This window comes from Fibrobacter intestinalis (assembly GCF_900167415.1).
GTDB classification, from domain to species: Bacteria; Fibrobacterota; Fibrobacteria; order Fibrobacterales; family Fibrobacteraceae; genus Hallerella; species Hallerella intestinalis.
This window is the reverse complement of sequence record NZ_FUWU01000003.1, coordinates 22,614-38,770: the sequence shown is the minus strand read 5'-3', so window position 1 is coordinate 38,770 and position 16,157 is coordinate 22,614. Positions and strand designations below refer to the sequence as shown.

The following is a 16,157-nucleotide window of genomic DNA, read 5'->3' as shown; positions in this document are numbered from 1 at the left end:
TCTCCATAAAAAAAAGTCGGGCGGAACAAAGTCCATCATACCACAAAAAGGCAGTATTACCCAACTCTATGTATTAATATACATAAATAATGATTGATGGAAAAGGCTTTTTTGTAAATTTGCCATAAAGTACTCCCAAAACAGCCGCATTCTACGTGAAGTTGCAGGATGCATATGTATCGGAATCCAATATGATTGGTGGTTGGAAAAAAATTGGATATGTTATGAATGCAACAACCAACTTTACATATGCGGGTGATACCGAGGACGGAACTGTCGCTGTCACAGCTGGAAAGGACGATGCTTGGAACGCGACATCAAATGTTGCTTTAAATGACTGCGTGATACACACTAAGTGGCAGTTGGATGTTTCAGGTGCTGATAATGGAAATAGTGTAACGTATACAGCAACCCCACCTGCTTGTGGGGAAGCTCTTACTCCGACCTTCAGTAAAATCGGCAAGTAAGGTCTGCTGCACATAACATTTCAAAGGGTCTCCATTTGGAGGCCCTTTTTGCACAATTGTAGCAACATAGTGACAAATGATTATTTCTTTAAAAATTCTTCTCTAATGAGTTCGTAAATATAATCGGGGCTTCGCGCCCGTAGGCCAGTTTCAGGATCGTTCAGAGCTTCAAATACTCTAGATTTATAGACAAATCCAAACGCGGATTCCATATCTATGGAAAAATCGTTCATTAACAATTGAACATTTTTTTCTACAATTCTAGAGACCAACGATTCTGATTGAGCTGTCGTCATTTCTTTACTCTCCGCAAAAAGGAAATCGCCCTTTTCGTCAAGAAACAGTACTGGCTATTCAAATTTTTATACTCAAGTTCCTTAGCTAGCTCTTCTAAAGTTCTCAAACCCTCCTCATACAAGTTTAGTAAATAGGCCACGCCGTCATCTGCAATGGGTCCGATAACAATATCGTAATCATGAGTGAAGTTTGTGTACCTGCTACGGTTTTTATAAATAAACTCGGCCCATTCTACACAAACCTTATCAAAGCGCAAAACTCGTAAACCATTTGATTGAAGGACTGTTTCATCGAATTCATATTCTTGGACAACGGGTGCGCCTCCCCAAATGCGGCTCCGAGTTTTGGCGAGTTCACAAGCTTGCTGTCGAATGTCGGTTACATAAAAACCTTTGCCGAAATCTTTGTACAGTTTGGTTTTCTCTAGGTCAATTATTGTGAAATCGCAATTCGTTCCGTGATAAAGAATCATCCGATTGCGCCCCCGTTATTCTTGCAAACGGCAACCAAATCATTTAAGGTATCTTCCACCGGCAGAAGGTGCTCTGTAGAATAAGATTCGTCTAGAAATCGGATACCCTTAAATCGGCACAAGTAATCCGCCGCCCCCTGAAGCGGCAACTGGAATCGCTTAGCAAAAAGGCGAATGCACATGTTTACGTAAGGAATTTTGTACTTGTCCGTCATGTTTAGAATATAGATTATCGTTTTTGAAAAAACAAATATAAGTATGCCGAACAGAGTTCCTTTGCTTCTCTTTTTTTCATCCTACGTGAAGTTGCAACAGGCGTATGTCTCCGAGGCTGTAGCGATTGGAACTTGGTCTGTTATTGGATACAAGGGGCCTGGAGACAATACAAATGCTAGCGGAGCAACAGGCGGTGCATCCTCCAAAACGAATAATTTTGAATACAAAGATGCAACTGGTTACTCAGATAATACAGTTGCTTTGACAGGAAGCTCTTCTGTAGTGGGTTTTACCGCTACAAACATTGCCAAATTAAACGATTGTGAACAATCGTCCTCGTGGACCATTACTGTTGCGCCGGGCACTGCTGCTGGTGAAGCAACATTCACTCCGAACACGCTTGGGCAAGATTGTTTACAGCTGACACCGAACTGGAATCAGATTGGCAAGTAATAGCTAACACATTTGTTAAAGTGAAAAGAACCTTCCCAATAGGGAAGGTTCTTTTGTATTTGCCAGATTTAATATAAATCGACATTAGGATCCGCTAGCAGCAGTATATGTGCCGGTACCAATATTCTTGAAATTCGGCGTTAACGTCAAGCAATTATCTTCATCGCTCATGCCGGTGGCGAACGAAACCTTAGAGTCGTCAGAAACTGTCACTTGAACGCCCCAGGTATCGCCAGCACCGCAGTCGTTCAGATTTGCCTTTGCGGTAGCAGTCCAAACTTCAGTTCCACTGGGATTTGTTGCAATCGTATTACCTGCGTACGTACCACCCTGTGCGTAATCAAAATTTGTTGTAGATCCGCTTGTTGCGGTTCCCGATCCAGGAGCGGTATAGCCAATAATTGTCCAATTTCCAACATGATTGCTTTCAGAGAAGTATGCTTCCTGCATCTTCACGTAGGATGTGTTTTTTTAGAAAAGAGGTCATTTTTCACAAAATGTCTTGACTAGCACAAAATAATTTGCTAATTTTTGATTTAGTAAATTAAGAATGAGTAAAATATGTTTTGTGGTCGTAAAAAAGAATTAGATTCCTTAGCCGGACTTTATGAATCTGGCAAATTTGAATTTGCCGTTGTCTATGGACGCAGGCGTGTCGGCAAGACTATGTTGCTAAACGAGTTCTGCAAGGGGAAGAAAACCATCTTTTTTACAGGGATCGAAGCTTCGGTCTCGGAGAACTTGTCGCAACTATCCAAGGCAGTCCTCGAACATTCAGATGCAAAAGAATCTTCTTTCGATTCTTTTGAAAAAGTTCTTTCGTATCTTGATTCTCTTGCCCAAAACGAAAGAATAGTCCTTGTTATTGATGAATACCCCTACCTCGCCAAATCCGAAGCATCATTCCCTTCTTTGCTTCAAAAGCATATCGACCATGCGTGGAAAAAATCGAAATTGATGCTGATTCTTTGCGGATCTTCCATGAGTTTTATGGAAAATCAGGTCCTTGGCTACAAGAGCCCCCTTTATGGGCGCAAGACTTCGCAACTAAAGATTTTGCCTTTCAGTTTTTTTGAAAGCCGTGAACTTTGCGAGAACTTCGTTGCCGAGGAACAGGCTCTGCTTTACGGCGCACTGTGGGGCGTTCCTGAATACTATTCCCATCTTAGCAACCATGAGGACTTGGACGGCAACATCGTTAAGCTGATGTTCAGACCTGGAGGACGCCTGTTTGAGGAGCCTTTGAACTTGCTGAAACAGGAAATGCGTGCTCCTGCCACCTACAACGCCGTCATAACAGCTATTGCACAAGGGGCAAGCCGTTTAAACGAAATATCTACACACGCGGGGCTTGAAACGGGCGCGGCAAGCAATGTTTTGTCAGCTCTCATGGAACTTGGCATAATCCGAAGGGAAATTCCAGCCACAGAAAAGAACAGCCGCAAGTCCATATACATAATCAACGACTTGATGTACCGTTTCTGGTTTTCGTTTGTTTGGGAAAACCAGACAAACATAAATAGGGGAATCGGAGACGCCGTCTACAAAAATTTCGTAAAAGGGAAACTCAACGAGTATATGGGGCACGTATTCGAAGAAATATGCTTGCAATACCTGTATACAGAAAAAGGCTTGACGCAACTCCCGTTCTTGCCCCATACCATGGGCCGCTGGTGGGGGACTAACGCAAAAGAGCGGAGAGAAGAAGAAATAGATATCTTGGGCTTGGGTGAAAAAGACTTGCTATTTTGCGAATGCAAGTGGACAAATAAACTGACAGATGTTGACGTTCTTAACGCCCTGATTGAAAAGTCAAAACTCCTAAACGCAAAGAACAAACACTACATTTTCTTCAGCAAATCTGGATATACAAAAAAATTCATTCAAATCGCAAAGAATCGAGATGATGTTGCTTTAGTGACGTTCGATGAAATGATTCGCGAAGGGTGATTTTCGCCATCTTACGAACGCATTCTTACGTGAAGTTGCAGCAGGCTTATGTTTCGGAATCAGTAGCGATTGGAACTTGGTCTGTTATTGGATACAAGGGGCCTGGACACAATACAAATGCTAGCGAAGCAACAGGCGGTGCATCCTCCAAAACGAATTATTTTGAATACAAAGATGCAACTGGTTATTCAGGTAATACAGTTGCTTTGACAGGAAGCTCTTCTGTAGTGGGTTTTACCGCTACAAACATTGCCAAATTAAACGATTGTGAACAATCGTCCTCGTGGACCATTACTGTTGCGCCGGGCACTGCTGCTGGTGAAGCAACATTCACTCCGAACACGCTTGGGCAAGATTGTTTACAGCTGACACCGAACTGGAATCAGATTGGCAAGTAATAGCTAACACATTTGTTAAAGTGAAAAGAACCTTCCCAATAGGGAAGGTTCTTTTGTATTTGCCAGATTTAATATAAATCGACATTAGGATCCGCTAGCAGTATATGTGCCGGTACCAATATTCTTGAAATTCGGCGTTAACGTCAAGCAATTAGTTTCATCGCTCATACCGGTGGCGAACGAAACCTTAGAGCCGTCAGAAACTGTCACTTGAACGCCCCAGGATTTGCCAGCGGCGCAGTCGTTCAGATTTGCCTTTGCGGTAGCAGTCCAAACTTCAGTTCCAGAGGGATTTGTTGCAATCGTATTACCTGCGTCATACGTACCACCCTGTGCGTAATCAAAATTTGTTGTAGATCCGCTTGTTGCGGTTCCCGATCCAGGAGCGGTATAGCCAATAATTGCCCAATTTCCAACATAATTGCTTTCAGAGAAGTATGCTTCCTGCATCTTCACGTAGGATGTGTTCAAAATCCATAGCGACTTTCGTTGTTTTCGGTAAGATTTTTAATTTTTGTCCAACATTTTCATATTTCTAGATAATCTAATTTTTAGTATATTTTCTAGAAACATGAAAAAGATGCTAGGACATGCTCAAAAATTATTGGAATTCGCCCCGAAAATTGGCGGTGTATTTTCGCTATCGGAGTTGAGCTCGCTATTCGATATATCAAGTCAGCAGATGCTTTGGATTAAAATCAAGCAATTTGAAGAAGCCGGTTTATTAAAGCGCTATTCTCGAGGAATCTATATAACGCAAAATTTTGATCCAATGATTCTTTCGGCTAAGGTTCGTACGGATTCGTACATTTCATTCGGTTCGGCTTTAGCGTACTATAAATTGATTGGAACGGAAAGTCCATTTTTGGTCAGTTGTATTGTCACTTCAAAGGCTAGCGAATATAAAGGCGAAGTAAATCTTTCATACGCCAGGATATCAAAGAACTTGTTTTTCGGAACAGCGATTCTCAACAATGGGGTGCGAATGGCAAATGCAGAAAAAGCGGTCCTTGATACACTCTATTTTTATCAACACAAAAAAATATTTTACTTTAATATTTTCCAAGACATTAATTTTTCTGCTTTGTCAAAAGAGACGATGGATTCATATTTGGAACGTTATGCTAATCCGAAATTTAAAGCATTTGTAAGGAATACTGTTTATGGAAACATTTAAAAGTACCGAAGCTCTTTTGTCGTGGATTATAGATTTTTTTGCACAAAAATTTGGTAATTCCGCAATTTTGAAAGGCGGAATGTCTCTCCGTTTAATGCACAGTCCCCGATACACAAATGATGTTGATTACGTTTTCATACCTTTCGATTCCAAAAAAGATGTGAAGACTCTTGTTGAGGAGGCGCTTTCGCTAGTCGACGGATTGATGTTCAGAATATCAATGAATTCAAAAGCGCTACGCATAATCGTGGATTATGCAGGACAACAAGCTCAAATTGAAATCAATGTTGAAATGGAATGCCCGTCTATAGCAATGTCATCATCGCTGTTAAGTATTCCGTATGGTTATCCTGCCCGTATAATCCGGGTGATGGAGCCTGGGGTTGCGTTTGCACACAAAATTGCAGCTTGGAATGAACGTGAATTGATGAGAGATTTTTACGATGTTTATCAATATGAATCTCTATTCAAGACTGAGCCACAAATGGAAATTTTGCATAGACGATTAAAAAACTCCCGATCTTATAAAAACATCGTGGCGGCCAAAGATATAAAGGGGCTAATCGAAAAAATGCGGAAATGTGCTGAAAGTTTGACGGAAAATTCATTTGCAGAATTAGTTCCACTGTTGGAAACGGTTGAACTTGCCGGACTGTCATTTAGAATGAGACCTTCGATTTTGGCTCTTTGCGATAAGATGGAAAAAACGCATCTCTAATAGAAATCTTTGCCGCAGACTATAGAAAAGAATCCCACAACAACAGCTGACTGGAAAGTCTCGGTCACGAATATGTAAATTCTTTTGGCTCTACACAACAATGTGTGGAGCCGTTTTTCTTAAAACAAACCTGAAATGGCATAAAATCAAGGGTTGGATACAAAAAACTTCGTTTTTCACCCAAACGTTTTTTTTTGAAAAAAGCGGATCAGTAACGTCTTCTACGAATAATTTTTCCTATACTGATGCAAGCGGTTGGACAAACAATACTATAGCAATTGCTACAGGGGCAACCGGTTTTTCTGCGTCTAACAAGGCCAAGCTGAATGATTGCAACGCTGCTGCCAATTGGACGATAACTGTTTCAGAAGGTTCTGCTGCCGGTGAAGCAACCTTTACACCCTCCACTCTCTCTGCTGATTGCATTCAGCTGACTCCGAACTGGAATCAGATTGGCAAGTAATCGCCAAGCAAAACACAAATACAAAAAGAGCCCCCTTGGAGGGCTCTTTTTGATTATTAGGACTGCAAGTTGATTACTTGCCGATTTTCGTGAACGACGGAGTCAAAGCGTCGCAACCCTCATCAGGAACGACTGCTGTGAACGAAGCCTCTCCAGCATTTGTACTAGATGCTTTAACGGAAACCGACCAAATCTTGCCGCTAGAACAGTCATTCAGCTTTACACGAGACGCTGCCTTCCATGCGTTCGAAATATCTGTGGTAGTCAGAGCAACAGTGTTATTGTCCCACGACCGAGTTTCTTCGGTGTAATCAAAGTTGGTTGTCTTATTTCCCTCTCCCGGAGTAGAGTAACCGATAATCTTGTAGTTTCCCAAAACCGTGCCCGCTTCAGAAATATACGCCTGCTGCATCTTCACGTAGGTTGTGGTAAATTTATGCTGTTTTAGTTCAAAATTGCGAAGGGGACCCATCTTCTATAGAATTTTTCTTGGAATTCTATTGGTGATATAATCGGGTTGTGATCCCCTTGAATGATGAAACGCGTCTTTGGATATTTTTGCGCTAATCTGGCTATTTGGCGGAGCGATTCGTTAAGGAGTAGCGTATAAACCGAGTCTACATCGGCTGCTTTACTGTGATACATGTCGGAAAATGCGTCTAGAGGAAATTTGGTATCTGAAGTTGTCCATGCTATAAAATTCTTCTGTGTTGAGTCTGCAAGAATACTGTCAATTTTTGAGGCGATGTCGGCATCACTAAATCCTTTTAGGTAAAGAACATTATCAAATCCCATTTTGGAAAGGTACTTGTTGCGCAGGTGTTTTAAGCTGTCGTTTCCAACTAGGAAAGATGTTCTGAAACCGCGCCTAGAGAAAAACTGTGGTAGGAATGTTGAGTCTTTTTTCTTCGTTGAATCGCTGTGAATCTCATCGAGCAAATCTTCTCTTTCGGCTGTTCTAGTGCGACTATACATGCGATTATGAATGCCTGCGATATAGTGAACGCCTTCAAAAATTTTCAATTGCTTTTCAAACCGTTTTATATCTAGGGGGGCGCCCCAGCTTTCGACAAGAATGATTACGTTATTACGGGTTGTATCAATGTAATTACGGGTAATGGTCACGGAGTCTGTGATAACATATTTATTGCGGTATTCATTGGATATTTCTTTCCGTTGAATGGATTTGGGGGCTATGCGGTCTAAATAATCAATGGTAGGGAATTGAGCTAGGGGCTGATTAGCGTATTGATTATAACTGGCTAGATGAAGAATCAGCGCTACAAATAATACAAAGCATATACCATTAAAACTAAAAGGTCTTGTCTTCCAGGTCATGGCGATGGCTAGACTGCAAGTGATAAAGGGCAAAACGCCATGCCAACCGGTTTTCCAACCCTTGATAGCGAGAAGATTTTGTACGTCCATCCATGCGATGGAAATGAGGGCGATGAATAATAGAGCGAGGCAAATTGTGCACAGAAATTGTTTCCGCCATGCCACGCTCAAGGCGAACCTCAGTTTACTCTTGACAAAGATAATGAGTAATAATATGGCAAAATATTCGTACCCGAATAGTCCGCGAACGATATCTTGCCCCTTTTCGAAAGTCAAAAGAAAGGGGACGATGGTTATCAGAGCACTTGCCATCAGGGGGTAGAGAATTCTCATTATTCCTTATCCTCCTGCTTTGTGACTAACCTGTATTTAAAAAAAGTCATTTCGCCAATTGATTTTAACGTGTCAACGGCAACGCTGTCGTAATAATGCCTTTGTAAAAAATCCGCTAAATGTGGCTCGTTCAAGACGATGACATTGTCGTGAACCACATCTTTGATAGGATTGGTTATTCCGTAATCCGCCAAGGCTTCTGTGACTTCTGGCAGGTAGGGGGTCCAATACCCGAAGGAAACCGTGTTGCGATAAATACCTATTGGTTCTGCCAAGTAGGGCGGATTGCGGTGATGGCTAAAACGCATAAAGGCGTTCATACTTAGCAAGAATATCTTGTTTGGCTGACTATCGATGTAATTGAAAACTTGCTTATAATTCGTGGAGTCTTCAATAGCAAGGGTTCGTTCTTGTCCGCTGTTTGGATCTCGAACCATTTTTCCAGATGTTGCGTAAGAATATAGATTTATAGCCGCAATTGCAAATAGTGTAATATAAACTAACTGATGAGGGATTTCTCGTTTAAATTTCCCAAACAGGGGAACGGCGAGGACAGCTGCGTACAACCAAAATCCGCTTTCTACGCGATAAACGAGACGACCCATGTCAAGCAAATAGGCCATTAACCCTAGAATTAGGACTAAGGATGCCCAAAGGTATAGGAACTTTTTTGGCCGGGTCGCGTAAACAAGTAGGCATAAGATGAACCAAGTCCAAAAAACGGGTGTGTTTAGGGAGTGGCCGAGGGAATTGAGCAGATTTCGTGGAATTTGTTCCGGAATATTCTTGTCGCGATAAGCTGAAACAATGTCGGAATATCGCTTTAGGCTATCTGCGGAGAATATTTTGGTATCATAAAATGTCCACTGAGTGAGTATATGGTAGTCTTTTCCAGATAGTCCCAATTCTTCGGCATCCTCATACACTGCGTTTTGGTTGTAGTTTCCGCCATCGCCAAACGTGACTCGCGGTCCTTGGAACTTGATAAAATCTGCGAATTCTGGAGCCTTGTATAGATTTCGATCCCAATGGTGCATGGCAAACGCCGCGCTGAATAGAACGGCTAATCCCACGATGACTTGACACTTGCGCCTCCAACATTCTTTAAGGATGAAGAACATGCCGAGACAAAAGAAAGGCATTCCCATCAAGAAGGCTTGCCAGCGCATTACCGAACCCCACAGCATTAGAAAAACGCCGAGAATAAAGGGGAGGTAAGGCCTCATTTTTGACAACGTTAGGAAGAATTGCTTTAATGTGTCATTGCAGGCCCGCCTTTGGCTAGCGCAACAATCTTCTGCTTTGTTTTTCGACACCACTCCGTATGCAAAAAGCAGCATTCCGGCGGCGCTCAAAATAGAAGCGCATTGCGTAAATTGTACAACCAAGTAAAAATCGCTGGCGAACATGGCTGTGAAAAGGGTCGCAAGGATGCTTCCCCAACGTTCGCCACACCGCTGCAATAGTACATAACCGATAACGGTAAAGGAGAGGAATACGGAAAATATCTCGCCGATGTAATACCACCCGATAGAGGGGAACAGGTGGTAAAGTGGTAACAGCGCGTAACCGTAAATAGCGTTCACAAAAATCAAGTGCGGGCTGTATTCTGTGCCCAACGCTCCCGTAAGCTTTGCCGCCATAAAGTAATCATCGATAGCTCCGAATTTAAGATCGCCGAAAACAAGGCAAAGGGCCAGGAAAAAGAGGTTGATGGCGGCAGAAAAAGCCAAGGCTTTTTTTATAGGCATGGGAGAAATATATATTTTTAACTCGATGACTATTCGTGTTTGTCAAGTCTTGCATGGGATCGTGGGAGGCGGTTCGGAACAGGTCGTTTTGAATTATTGTTCCCGTATGCCGGATATTCATTTTGACTTGTTGTATCAATACGAACCTAATTCTCAAATTCTCGAACGTTTTCAAGAAGCAAATATTAACTGCATCCAAATTCCTGACAAGGTCCATCATCCGCTAAAACATCTTTGGGCGATGTTTAAAATTTTTCGGCATGGCCGTTATGATATTGTTCACAGCCATTTAGACTGGTATATGAATAGCTATGTGTGTTTCTTAGCAATGCTAGCCGGCATAAAAAAACGCATTGCCCACCATCATCAGGCTTACTCCACGGAAGTGTCGTTTCGGGCTGCGCCTAGAAATTTTCTTTGCGCTGTAATGCGCATCCCTTGCAAATTATTTGCTACTCATTGGCTTGCTTGCGGCGAAGCTGCGGCGATTAACGGCTGGGGCAAAAGTGCGGTAAAGAAAGGCAAGGTGACAATCTTGCCCAATGCAATTGATCCGGAACGGTTTAAGTTTAATGAAAAGCAACGCAATGAAGTCAGAGCCCGCTATGGTATTTCAGATGACGATTTTGTGGTGGGGCATGTGGGGCGATTTTTCCCTGAAAAGAACCACAAATTTATAATCGCTTTATTTGAAAAATTCTGTCGCGAGCATCCGAATAGCAGGTTGCTTTTGGTCGGAAATGGTCCGCTACGGCAAGACATTCAGGAATCGGTAAAAAAATTAGGATTTGATAAAAACGTTATTTTTGCGAGGCTTCAAAAAGATGTAGTTCCGTTTTATTGTGCTATGGATGTTTTACTGTTGCCATCCACTCGAGAGGCTTTCCCGATGACTCTTGTTGAGGCTCAGTATAACGGCCTTTCTTGCATTGTAAGCGATGCTGTGCCGAGAGAAACTGCGATTACTGATAATGTTTATCCGTTGACAATTAATGATGTTGAGCCATGGTGTGAAAAAATTGGCTTGATGAAACTTGCTGTTAATCGCGAGCAACCGCTGATAAAGAACGATAGATTCGATGTCAATCGATGCTATAAAATGTTGGAATTATTTTACCAGGTTCCATAATTTCATAATCAGCTTTTTCCCGAAAATTCGAATCATCAAATTGGCGAATCTTTGTTTTTGCCCAATCCACGTGGCCGCGTATTGATGAATTGTGCGGGTGTTTTCAGTTAGATTAATTTTCCCGAATTCCGAGGGCTTAGGACAAAAGTATTCAGGTGGGTAAAAAGAAGCGTTTTCAAATTCAGTGATTTCTAAATTTGAAATGAAACCCTTTTGCAAAAGCTGTTCTGAGAAATATTCAACAATAGTTTTTTGATTGATTTTTCCGGAGGCTGTCTCGAAATTTAAAGATTGGTAGAAATCTATCATCTCTTTTAATAAACCGAAATGTGGTGGGCATGCGAATCCCAGCCCCGGATTGCATTCAAGATGATTTTCTTGACATGAACTCTCAAGTCCGAAGAATGCCCCTTTTGCAAGAATATCGTTCATCGGTTTTATTACTTCGACGTCAGTGTCAAAATAAATTCCGCCGTGTTCATAGAGAATTTTGAATCGAGCGTAATCACTCACGAATGCATATTTTTTATGCCTATATGCTTGTGCAGTATAAGGAATTTGATTTACATCAAAGTTGTCTTCGTTCCATTCCTTGATTTCATAGTCTGGGAAAAACTTTCGCCAAGACGCAATGCATTTTTTTGCAAGCGGAGGAAGTTCGTTATGACCAAACCAGCAGTAATGTATAACTTTGGGAATCATAAGTTATTTTTTTTTTTGAATTAAATGATAAAAAAGAAAAAATATGTTACAGATGCTCTTTGCTACGATGACATAGAAAAATGATACGCCTAAATCTTTTGCAATTACGCTAATTGGTTTGTTTTTATGGACTGCATTGTAATAGATGGCGATTGCGCTAAATCTTTTTCGCCAATCGTCTGGAAAAGATTCCAATTGTCCTCTAGCCCATAATAGTCTGCCTTGCGGGTTTCGCTCGTCTTTGGAGCTGTCTTTTGTTAATCCTCCATCTAGATAAGAACAGATATAAATGATTTCGTTAAACCAACGCAAATAGTACCCTTCTCGCGCAATTGCATTCCAAACTATTTCTTCTGAAATAAATTTTTCACCCGAGATTTCTGGAAATGGATATTTTCTTAACACATCTGTAAAATAGATTTCGGCTTTGTCGCCTTCTAGATGAAATTTGCGACGTTCAGTGTTTTTTGCATCTACGAAACTGGTTGAGGGGTGTTGTCCGACATTTTTTTGTTCAGAATACCCTTTTAGTCCAGAAACACCGGCCCATTTGTGAGAATTATCTAGCATTACAATCCATTGATTGATTTTTTCAATGGCTTTGTCGATTAAATAATCGTCAGAATCAACGATAAAAAAAAGTTCTCCGTTCGCTTTTTTTACACCTCGATTTATCGCCCGATGTTTACCACCGTTTTCTTGTTTTATGTATTGAATAGGAAATGGTTGTGGTTTGGAAAGTAATCCCGAAAAATATTGCTCTGTATCATCGGAACTGCCATCATCAACAACCAACCATTCAAAGTTTTTTTCAGATTGTTGTAAAAGGGATTGATAGAGGTTGTCTATCAAGTGTCGCCGATTGTAAGTGGGTGTGAAGATAGTGATAAATGACATAACTACAGATGTAAAAGTCTTCCTATAAAAGCGGATATTTTCGCTCTATACCAACAATAATAAAAAATAATGTTAGATTCACTAATGTTTGTAAGGAAGAAGTCTCTTAATTGTTTAATACCGTCTTTCGTTGTTCCTGAATTAATATAGGCGACCATACCCATTCGCGTTAAAATTCTATCAGAATGTTCTATATCTTTTTTTGAATATTCTGGCGATTTTGCTAATATCTCGTGAAGAGCCGTCGCTGCCTTTATTTGTTGAATGGCATGCTCGTGTGTATGCAAGACATTACAGACGCTCGCATTATGTTGCCGATAAAAATATACAACATCATTTGTAAATGCAATTCTTTTGCAGTATAAGTAATATTCGAATAGAAATACTCGATCTTCAGAGAGCTTTAGGCCTTCTTGAAAACGAATGTGCTTGTTTTTTATAATATCTTTCTTAAAGATGAATCCCCATACGGCGACATTTGGAATTCGTTTTAGGAGAACATCTTCTTCATGATCATAAAATTTGAATAGAATCTGTTTTTTTTCGTTATCCCAAATTTTTTGAGTATTTGCAATTCCTATTTCTGCTAGGCTAGTTTCCATCAAATTGTAAAGCTTTTGTAGTGCATCTTCTGAAAACCAATCATCGCAATCAAGAAAAATTATATATTTCCCTTGGGCGTATTCTAGCCCAACATTTCTTGCCGTAGAAACATCGGCGATATCTATTTTAAATAACTTGAATCTAGGGTCTTTATCGCAAAAATTTTGGGAAATAGTTTGCTCTTTGCTTGTTGCATCGTTTAATACAAGAATTGCTTCAAAATCTTTGAAAGTTTGCAAACATAAAGAACTTAAACATTGATCTAAGAATGAGCCGCTTACATGATGAATTGGAACGATGACGGTTATTTTAGACATTGGAAATCAAAACTCTTTTCTTATATGTAGGGGAGATATTTTTCGGTATAAAAAATAAAGGCTTGGAATGTGGGAAAAAATGCTTAATGGAATAAAGTGAAGTAATGGTTTTTTGATGTGTTGAAAATCTTTTATGTAAAAACGTAGTTTGTTTAAATATGAGTGGCTGGATAGATCTTTGCGTATGTATAAATCCCAATATGCACATAGAAGTTGCCAACAAAGAGAGGGTAGTATAAGTGGAAGAAACGTTGTTTCGCTTCGTTCTTTGAAAAAGATATATCGTTGTTCGAGGCATTCTAATACATCCCAAGGATGCCTTGTTGAAACAATGCTGTCACTACGTTGGTAGTAGTAATAGAGGATTTCTGAAGTATAGCTGATTTTTTTTGAGTTGTAAAATAGAATGTAAGTGGTAAATTCATCTTCGTGATATTTTCCTATAGGAAAACGAAATGACGCAAAAAGAGAATTTTTGTAAAGTTTCCCCCAACTCACCACATACGTTATGTTATTCTTTGCAAAAAGCCGTAACAGAGCTTCTTTAGATGAATAATTTTTTTTGTCTACAAAGAACTCTTTTTTTGTTTTTTCCTCAGCAGTTTTTAAATGTTCACAAATTGCAATGTCTGAATCGTTTTCAGCTATCAACCTAATAAGCGCCTTGATATATGTTTCGCTCACCCAGTCATCGCTATCCACAAACGATATATATTCTCCTTGGCAAATATCTAAACCGACATTTCTCGCATTAGAGAGTCCGCCGTTTTTTTTATGGACGACAACAATTCGTTTGTCTTTCTCCGCATATTTATCGCAAATCTGCGGACAGTTGTCTGGGGACCCGTCGTCTACCAAAATAATTTCAAGATTAGTATATGTTTGATTGACGATACTGTCTAAACACCGCCGAAGATAGGGTTCGACCTTATATATCGGAACAATTATGGAAACAAGCGGCTCAGGCATTTTAGATTAATTTCCTTTTCAAAATATTCTGCTCAATGCATTCAATTATATCTCTATGGATATTCAGTGAGGAATCTGCTTTGACAATTTCAAAAGCGTTTATGATTTTTCCGAAAACCTCTAAATAAGCATCGATGATTATTTTTGTTTTTAGCCCGAGTTGTTCTGCAAGAATCGCAAAATCTTCCTTGTTGACCTTTCTGATTTCCGAGTGCTTTCCAATTTTCATAGAAAGCTTGTTGGCCAAATTGGGATAAGCTAATGTGCAGACTGTGTCGTATACCGGGGTAAGTTTTATAGAATTATTCTTGTACATTATGGAATAATTTTTCCCGTGCGCATCGCAATTCCCGATGATGAAATTGAAAAGAACGTATTGCAAGAAGGCTCGCATCTCCAAAAGAGGGATGCTTGTTTTCTCTTTAAGTAAGTTGTATATGTCAGCGATGCTTGGTCCGCCGTCGTTCTGGTATTTATAATCGCTTAATATGCCAAGTGCCTGGCATACATCTTCTTGATGAATTCGGGACAATTTGCCGTCTTTGAAAATTCGGTCGTACCGTTCGATCAAGAGAAAGTCCGAACCGTCGACGTGTTTAAGTTCTGTATTTGGGACCGGCAATCCGGAATGCTCGGCCAGCTTGATGCATATATACTCGTTGGCGGAAAGAGTTGATAACTCTGCGTGACCGGTGGGCTTGATGATGTGTGTAGATGGGGCGCCGTTGCGTGGCAGATAATATTCGCCGTCTTTGTATAAAAGGGGGAGCTTTTCCTGTGCGCCGGCAAGCGAAAGGCGGAGTTCTTCTTTGACTTTGAGTAGCGGTCGGGAGTTGATGTTCTTTATGTACTCGGATATTTTTTGAATTGGAACGGGTTCGTAGTTGTCGGGTGAAAAATCGTAGACGTCTTTTGCTTTATTTGGCTCATCTTCTGGCAGGATCGAAATCATTCCTGCGCATTCGCCACCAAGTTCTTTGAGTAGCTTGAGCGTACTTGTTTCGGACACATGGAGAAAGTCGGAAATTTTTCTTTTTACATCACCTTCGGGGAGCAATCCTTCAAAAAAGGGCAAACACTGCTTTTGAGAAAACTCGCCTGCGTTTAAAGGGAGCGAAAGTGATATGGGGGGGAGCTCCGCTTCAAGGTAAGAGGCTTCGTAAGAAAAGACGATTCCGTTCTCGGCCGTGGAGGACAGATGTCCTGCTAGGGATTCGCCAAAATAAACCGAAAGTTTCATTTGACGGCCTCATTTTCGGTGATGAAAATCTTTAGACCGAGCGTTTGCAAAACCTGTAGAACCTTACCAAGGTGAAGGGACTGTTTGCCGTTTTCCAGTTCGGAAAAAAAACGATTCCCGACGCCGCAGAATGCTGCGCACTCGGCTTGGGTCAAATTAAGGCTTTTGCGCCTTTTTTTTATCAAAGACGATATATCTTCCGTTTTGAGGATTTCCATGCCCTAAATATAATATTCCCGAACGGGAAAAATAACAGGTAGGTTGGGG

General features: G+C 40.8%; 22 protein-coding genes. 8 read left to right on the top strand and 14 right to left on the bottom strand.

The window, feature by feature from the left end; genetic code table 11:
* Window positions 1-191 precede the first annotated feature (191 nt).
* Window positions 192-467 carry a hypothetical protein gene (locus tag B5D40_RS01380; RefSeq protein WP_143394465.1) on the top strand — a complete coding sequence of 92 codons (276 nt, stop codon included), beginning with the start codon at window positions 192-194 and terminating at the stop codon, window positions 465-467.
* A gap of 80 nt (window positions 468-547) precedes the next feature.
* On the opposite strand, the gene B5D40_RS01375 is transcribed toward B5D40_RS01380, so the two are convergent.
* From B5D40_RS01375 to B5D40_RS01365, 3 genes are read right to left on the bottom strand one after another with little or no spacing between them, the layout of a single operon-like run.
* Entirely contained in the window at window positions 548-763 is a 216-nt protein-coding gene (locus B5D40_RS01375; protein ID WP_078775457.1) for a hypothetical protein, read from the bottom strand.
* Window positions 760-1,236 carry a DUF3990 domain-containing protein gene (locus B5D40_RS01370; protein ID WP_078775456.1) on the bottom strand — a complete coding sequence of 159 codons (477 nt, stop codon included), beginning with the start codon at window positions 1,234-1,236 and terminating at the stop codon, window positions 760-762. Before B5D40_RS01370 ends, B5D40_RS01375 begins: the two co-directional genes overlap by 4 nt.
* Window positions 1,233-1,451, bottom strand: a complete 219-nt coding sequence (locus tag B5D40_RS01365; RefSeq protein ID WP_073301621.1) for a DUF3791 domain-containing protein — start codon at window positions 1,449-1,451, stop codon at window positions 1,233-1,235. The genes B5D40_RS01370 and B5D40_RS01365 overlap by 4 nt, the downstream gene beginning before the upstream one ends.
* A 43-nt stretch (window positions 1,452-1,494) precedes the next feature.
* Here B5D40_RS01365 and B5D40_RS01360 point away from each other — a divergent pair, with 43 nt between their 5' ends.
* The gene (locus B5D40_RS01360) at window positions 1,495-1,905 is read left to right on the top strand and encodes a hypothetical protein (protein WP_078775455.1); all 411 of its coding nucleotides are present in this window, start codon (window positions 1,495-1,497) and stop codon (window positions 1,903-1,905) included.
* An 84-nt stretch (window positions 1,906-1,989) separates the two neighbouring features.
* Here B5D40_RS01360 and B5D40_RS01355 read toward each other — a convergent pair whose 3' ends face one another.
* Window positions 1,990-2,355, bottom strand: coding sequence for a hypothetical protein (locus B5D40_RS01355; RefSeq protein ID WP_078775454.1), 366 nt, complete (start codon window positions 2,353-2,355; stop codon window positions 1,990-1,992).
* A gap of 111 nt (window positions 2,356-2,466) precedes the next feature.
* Here B5D40_RS01355 and B5D40_RS01350 point away from each other — a divergent pair, with 111 nt between their 5' ends.
* Window positions 2,467-3,855, top strand: coding sequence for an ATP-binding protein (locus tag B5D40_RS01350; RefSeq protein WP_078775453.1), 1,389 nt, complete (start codon window positions 2,467-2,469; stop codon window positions 3,853-3,855).
* Between the two features lie 29 nt (window positions 3,856-3,884).
* A complete protein-coding gene (locus tag B5D40_RS01345; RefSeq protein WP_078775452.1) occupies window positions 3,885-4,253 on the top strand; it encodes a hypothetical protein in 369 nt (122 codons plus the stop codon).
* 84 nt (window positions 4,254-4,337) lie between these two features.
* On the opposite strand, the gene B5D40_RS01340 is transcribed toward B5D40_RS01345, so the two are convergent.
* Window positions 4,338-4,709, bottom strand: a complete 372-nt coding sequence (locus tag B5D40_RS01340; protein ID WP_143394463.1) for a hypothetical protein — start codon at window positions 4,707-4,709, stop codon at window positions 4,338-4,340.
* Between the two features lie 115 nt (window positions 4,710-4,824).
* Between B5D40_RS01340 and B5D40_RS01335 the strand changes: the two genes are divergently transcribed.
* The 3 genes from B5D40_RS01335 (at window position 4,825) to B5D40_RS01325 (ending at window position 6,611) form a co-directional block, all read left to right on the top strand.
* Window positions 4,825-5,430, top strand: a complete 606-nt coding sequence (locus B5D40_RS01335) for a type IV toxin-antitoxin system AbiEi family antitoxin domain-containing protein (protein WP_078775450.1) — start codon at window positions 4,825-4,827, stop codon at window positions 5,428-5,430.
* Window positions 5,417-6,148, top strand: coding sequence for a nucleotidyl transferase AbiEii/AbiGii toxin family protein (locus B5D40_RS01330; protein ID WP_078775449.1), 732 nt, complete (start codon window positions 5,417-5,419; stop codon window positions 6,146-6,148). The genes B5D40_RS01335 and B5D40_RS01330 overlap by 14 nt, the downstream gene beginning before the upstream one ends.
* A 100-nt stretch (window positions 6,149-6,248) precedes the next feature.
* A complete protein-coding gene (locus B5D40_RS01325) occupies window positions 6,249-6,611 on the top strand; it encodes a hypothetical protein (protein ID WP_078775448.1) in 363 nt (120 codons plus the stop codon).
* A gap of 73 nt (window positions 6,612-6,684) precedes the next feature.
* Here the strand turns inward: B5D40_RS01325 and B5D40_RS01320 are convergent, their stop codons facing one another.
* The 3 genes from B5D40_RS01320 to B5D40_RS01310 are packed head-to-tail and all read right to left on the bottom strand — an operon-like array spanning window position 6,685 to window position 10,033.
* On the bottom strand, window positions 6,685-7,083 hold the full coding sequence (locus tag B5D40_RS01320; RefSeq protein ID WP_144319666.1) for a hypothetical protein: 399 nt from the start codon (window positions 7,081-7,083) through the stop codon (window positions 6,685-6,687).
* Window positions 7,056-8,282, bottom strand: a complete 1,227-nt coding sequence (locus tag B5D40_RS01315) for an alkaline phosphatase family protein (RefSeq protein ID WP_233134301.1) — start codon at window positions 8,280-8,282, stop codon at window positions 7,056-7,058. The genes B5D40_RS01320 and B5D40_RS01315 overlap by 28 nt, the downstream gene beginning before the upstream one ends.
* A complete protein-coding gene (locus B5D40_RS01310) occupies window positions 8,282-10,033 on the bottom strand; it encodes a hypothetical protein (protein WP_143394461.1) in 1,752 nt (583 codons plus the stop codon). Before B5D40_RS01310 ends, B5D40_RS01315 begins: the two co-directional genes overlap by 1 nt.
* Here B5D40_RS01310 and B5D40_RS01305 point away from each other — a divergent pair.
* On the top strand, window positions 9,996-11,162 hold the full coding sequence (locus B5D40_RS01305) for a glycosyltransferase (RefSeq protein ID WP_144319665.1): 1,167 nt from the start codon (window positions 9,996-9,998) through the stop codon (window positions 11,160-11,162). The two genes, B5D40_RS01310 and B5D40_RS01305, sit on opposite strands and share 38 nt — an antisense overlap.
* On the opposite strand, the gene B5D40_RS01300 is transcribed toward B5D40_RS01305, so the two are convergent.
* From B5D40_RS01300 to B5D40_RS01275, 6 genes are read right to left on the bottom strand one after another with little or no spacing between them, the layout of a single operon-like run.
* Window positions 11,142-11,864, bottom strand: a complete 723-nt coding sequence (locus tag B5D40_RS01300; RefSeq protein WP_078775443.1) for a glycosyltransferase family 32 protein — start codon at window positions 11,862-11,864, stop codon at window positions 11,142-11,144. The genes B5D40_RS01305 and B5D40_RS01300 overlap by 21 nt on opposite strands.
* 3 nt (window positions 11,865-11,867) lie before the next feature.
* Window positions 11,868-12,761, bottom strand: a complete 894-nt coding sequence (locus B5D40_RS01295) for a glycosyltransferase family A protein (RefSeq protein ID WP_078775442.1) — start codon at window positions 12,759-12,761, stop codon at window positions 11,868-11,870.
* A 2-nt stretch (window positions 12,762-12,763) separates the two neighbouring features.
* A complete protein-coding gene (locus B5D40_RS01290; RefSeq protein ID WP_078775441.1) occupies window positions 12,764-13,681 on the bottom strand; it encodes a glycosyltransferase family 2 protein in 918 nt (305 codons plus the stop codon).
* A 6-nt stretch (window positions 13,682-13,687) separates the two neighbouring features.
* A complete protein-coding gene (locus B5D40_RS01285; RefSeq protein ID WP_078775440.1) occupies window positions 13,688-14,650 on the bottom strand; it encodes a glycosyltransferase family 2 protein in 963 nt (320 codons plus the stop codon).
* 1 nt (window position 14,651) lies between these two features.
* Window positions 14,652-15,890: a type II toxin-antitoxin system HipA family toxin gene (locus tag B5D40_RS01280; protein WP_078775439.1), complete on the bottom strand. Its 1,239-nt coding sequence runs from the start codon at window positions 15,888-15,890 to the stop codon at window positions 14,652-14,654.
* Window positions 15,887-16,108: a helix-turn-helix transcriptional regulator gene (locus B5D40_RS01275; protein ID WP_078775438.1), complete on the bottom strand. Its 222-nt coding sequence runs from the start codon at window positions 16,106-16,108 to the stop codon at window positions 15,887-15,889. The genes B5D40_RS01280 and B5D40_RS01275 overlap by 4 nt, the downstream gene beginning before the upstream one ends.
* Window positions 16,109-16,157 lie beyond the last annotated feature (49 nt).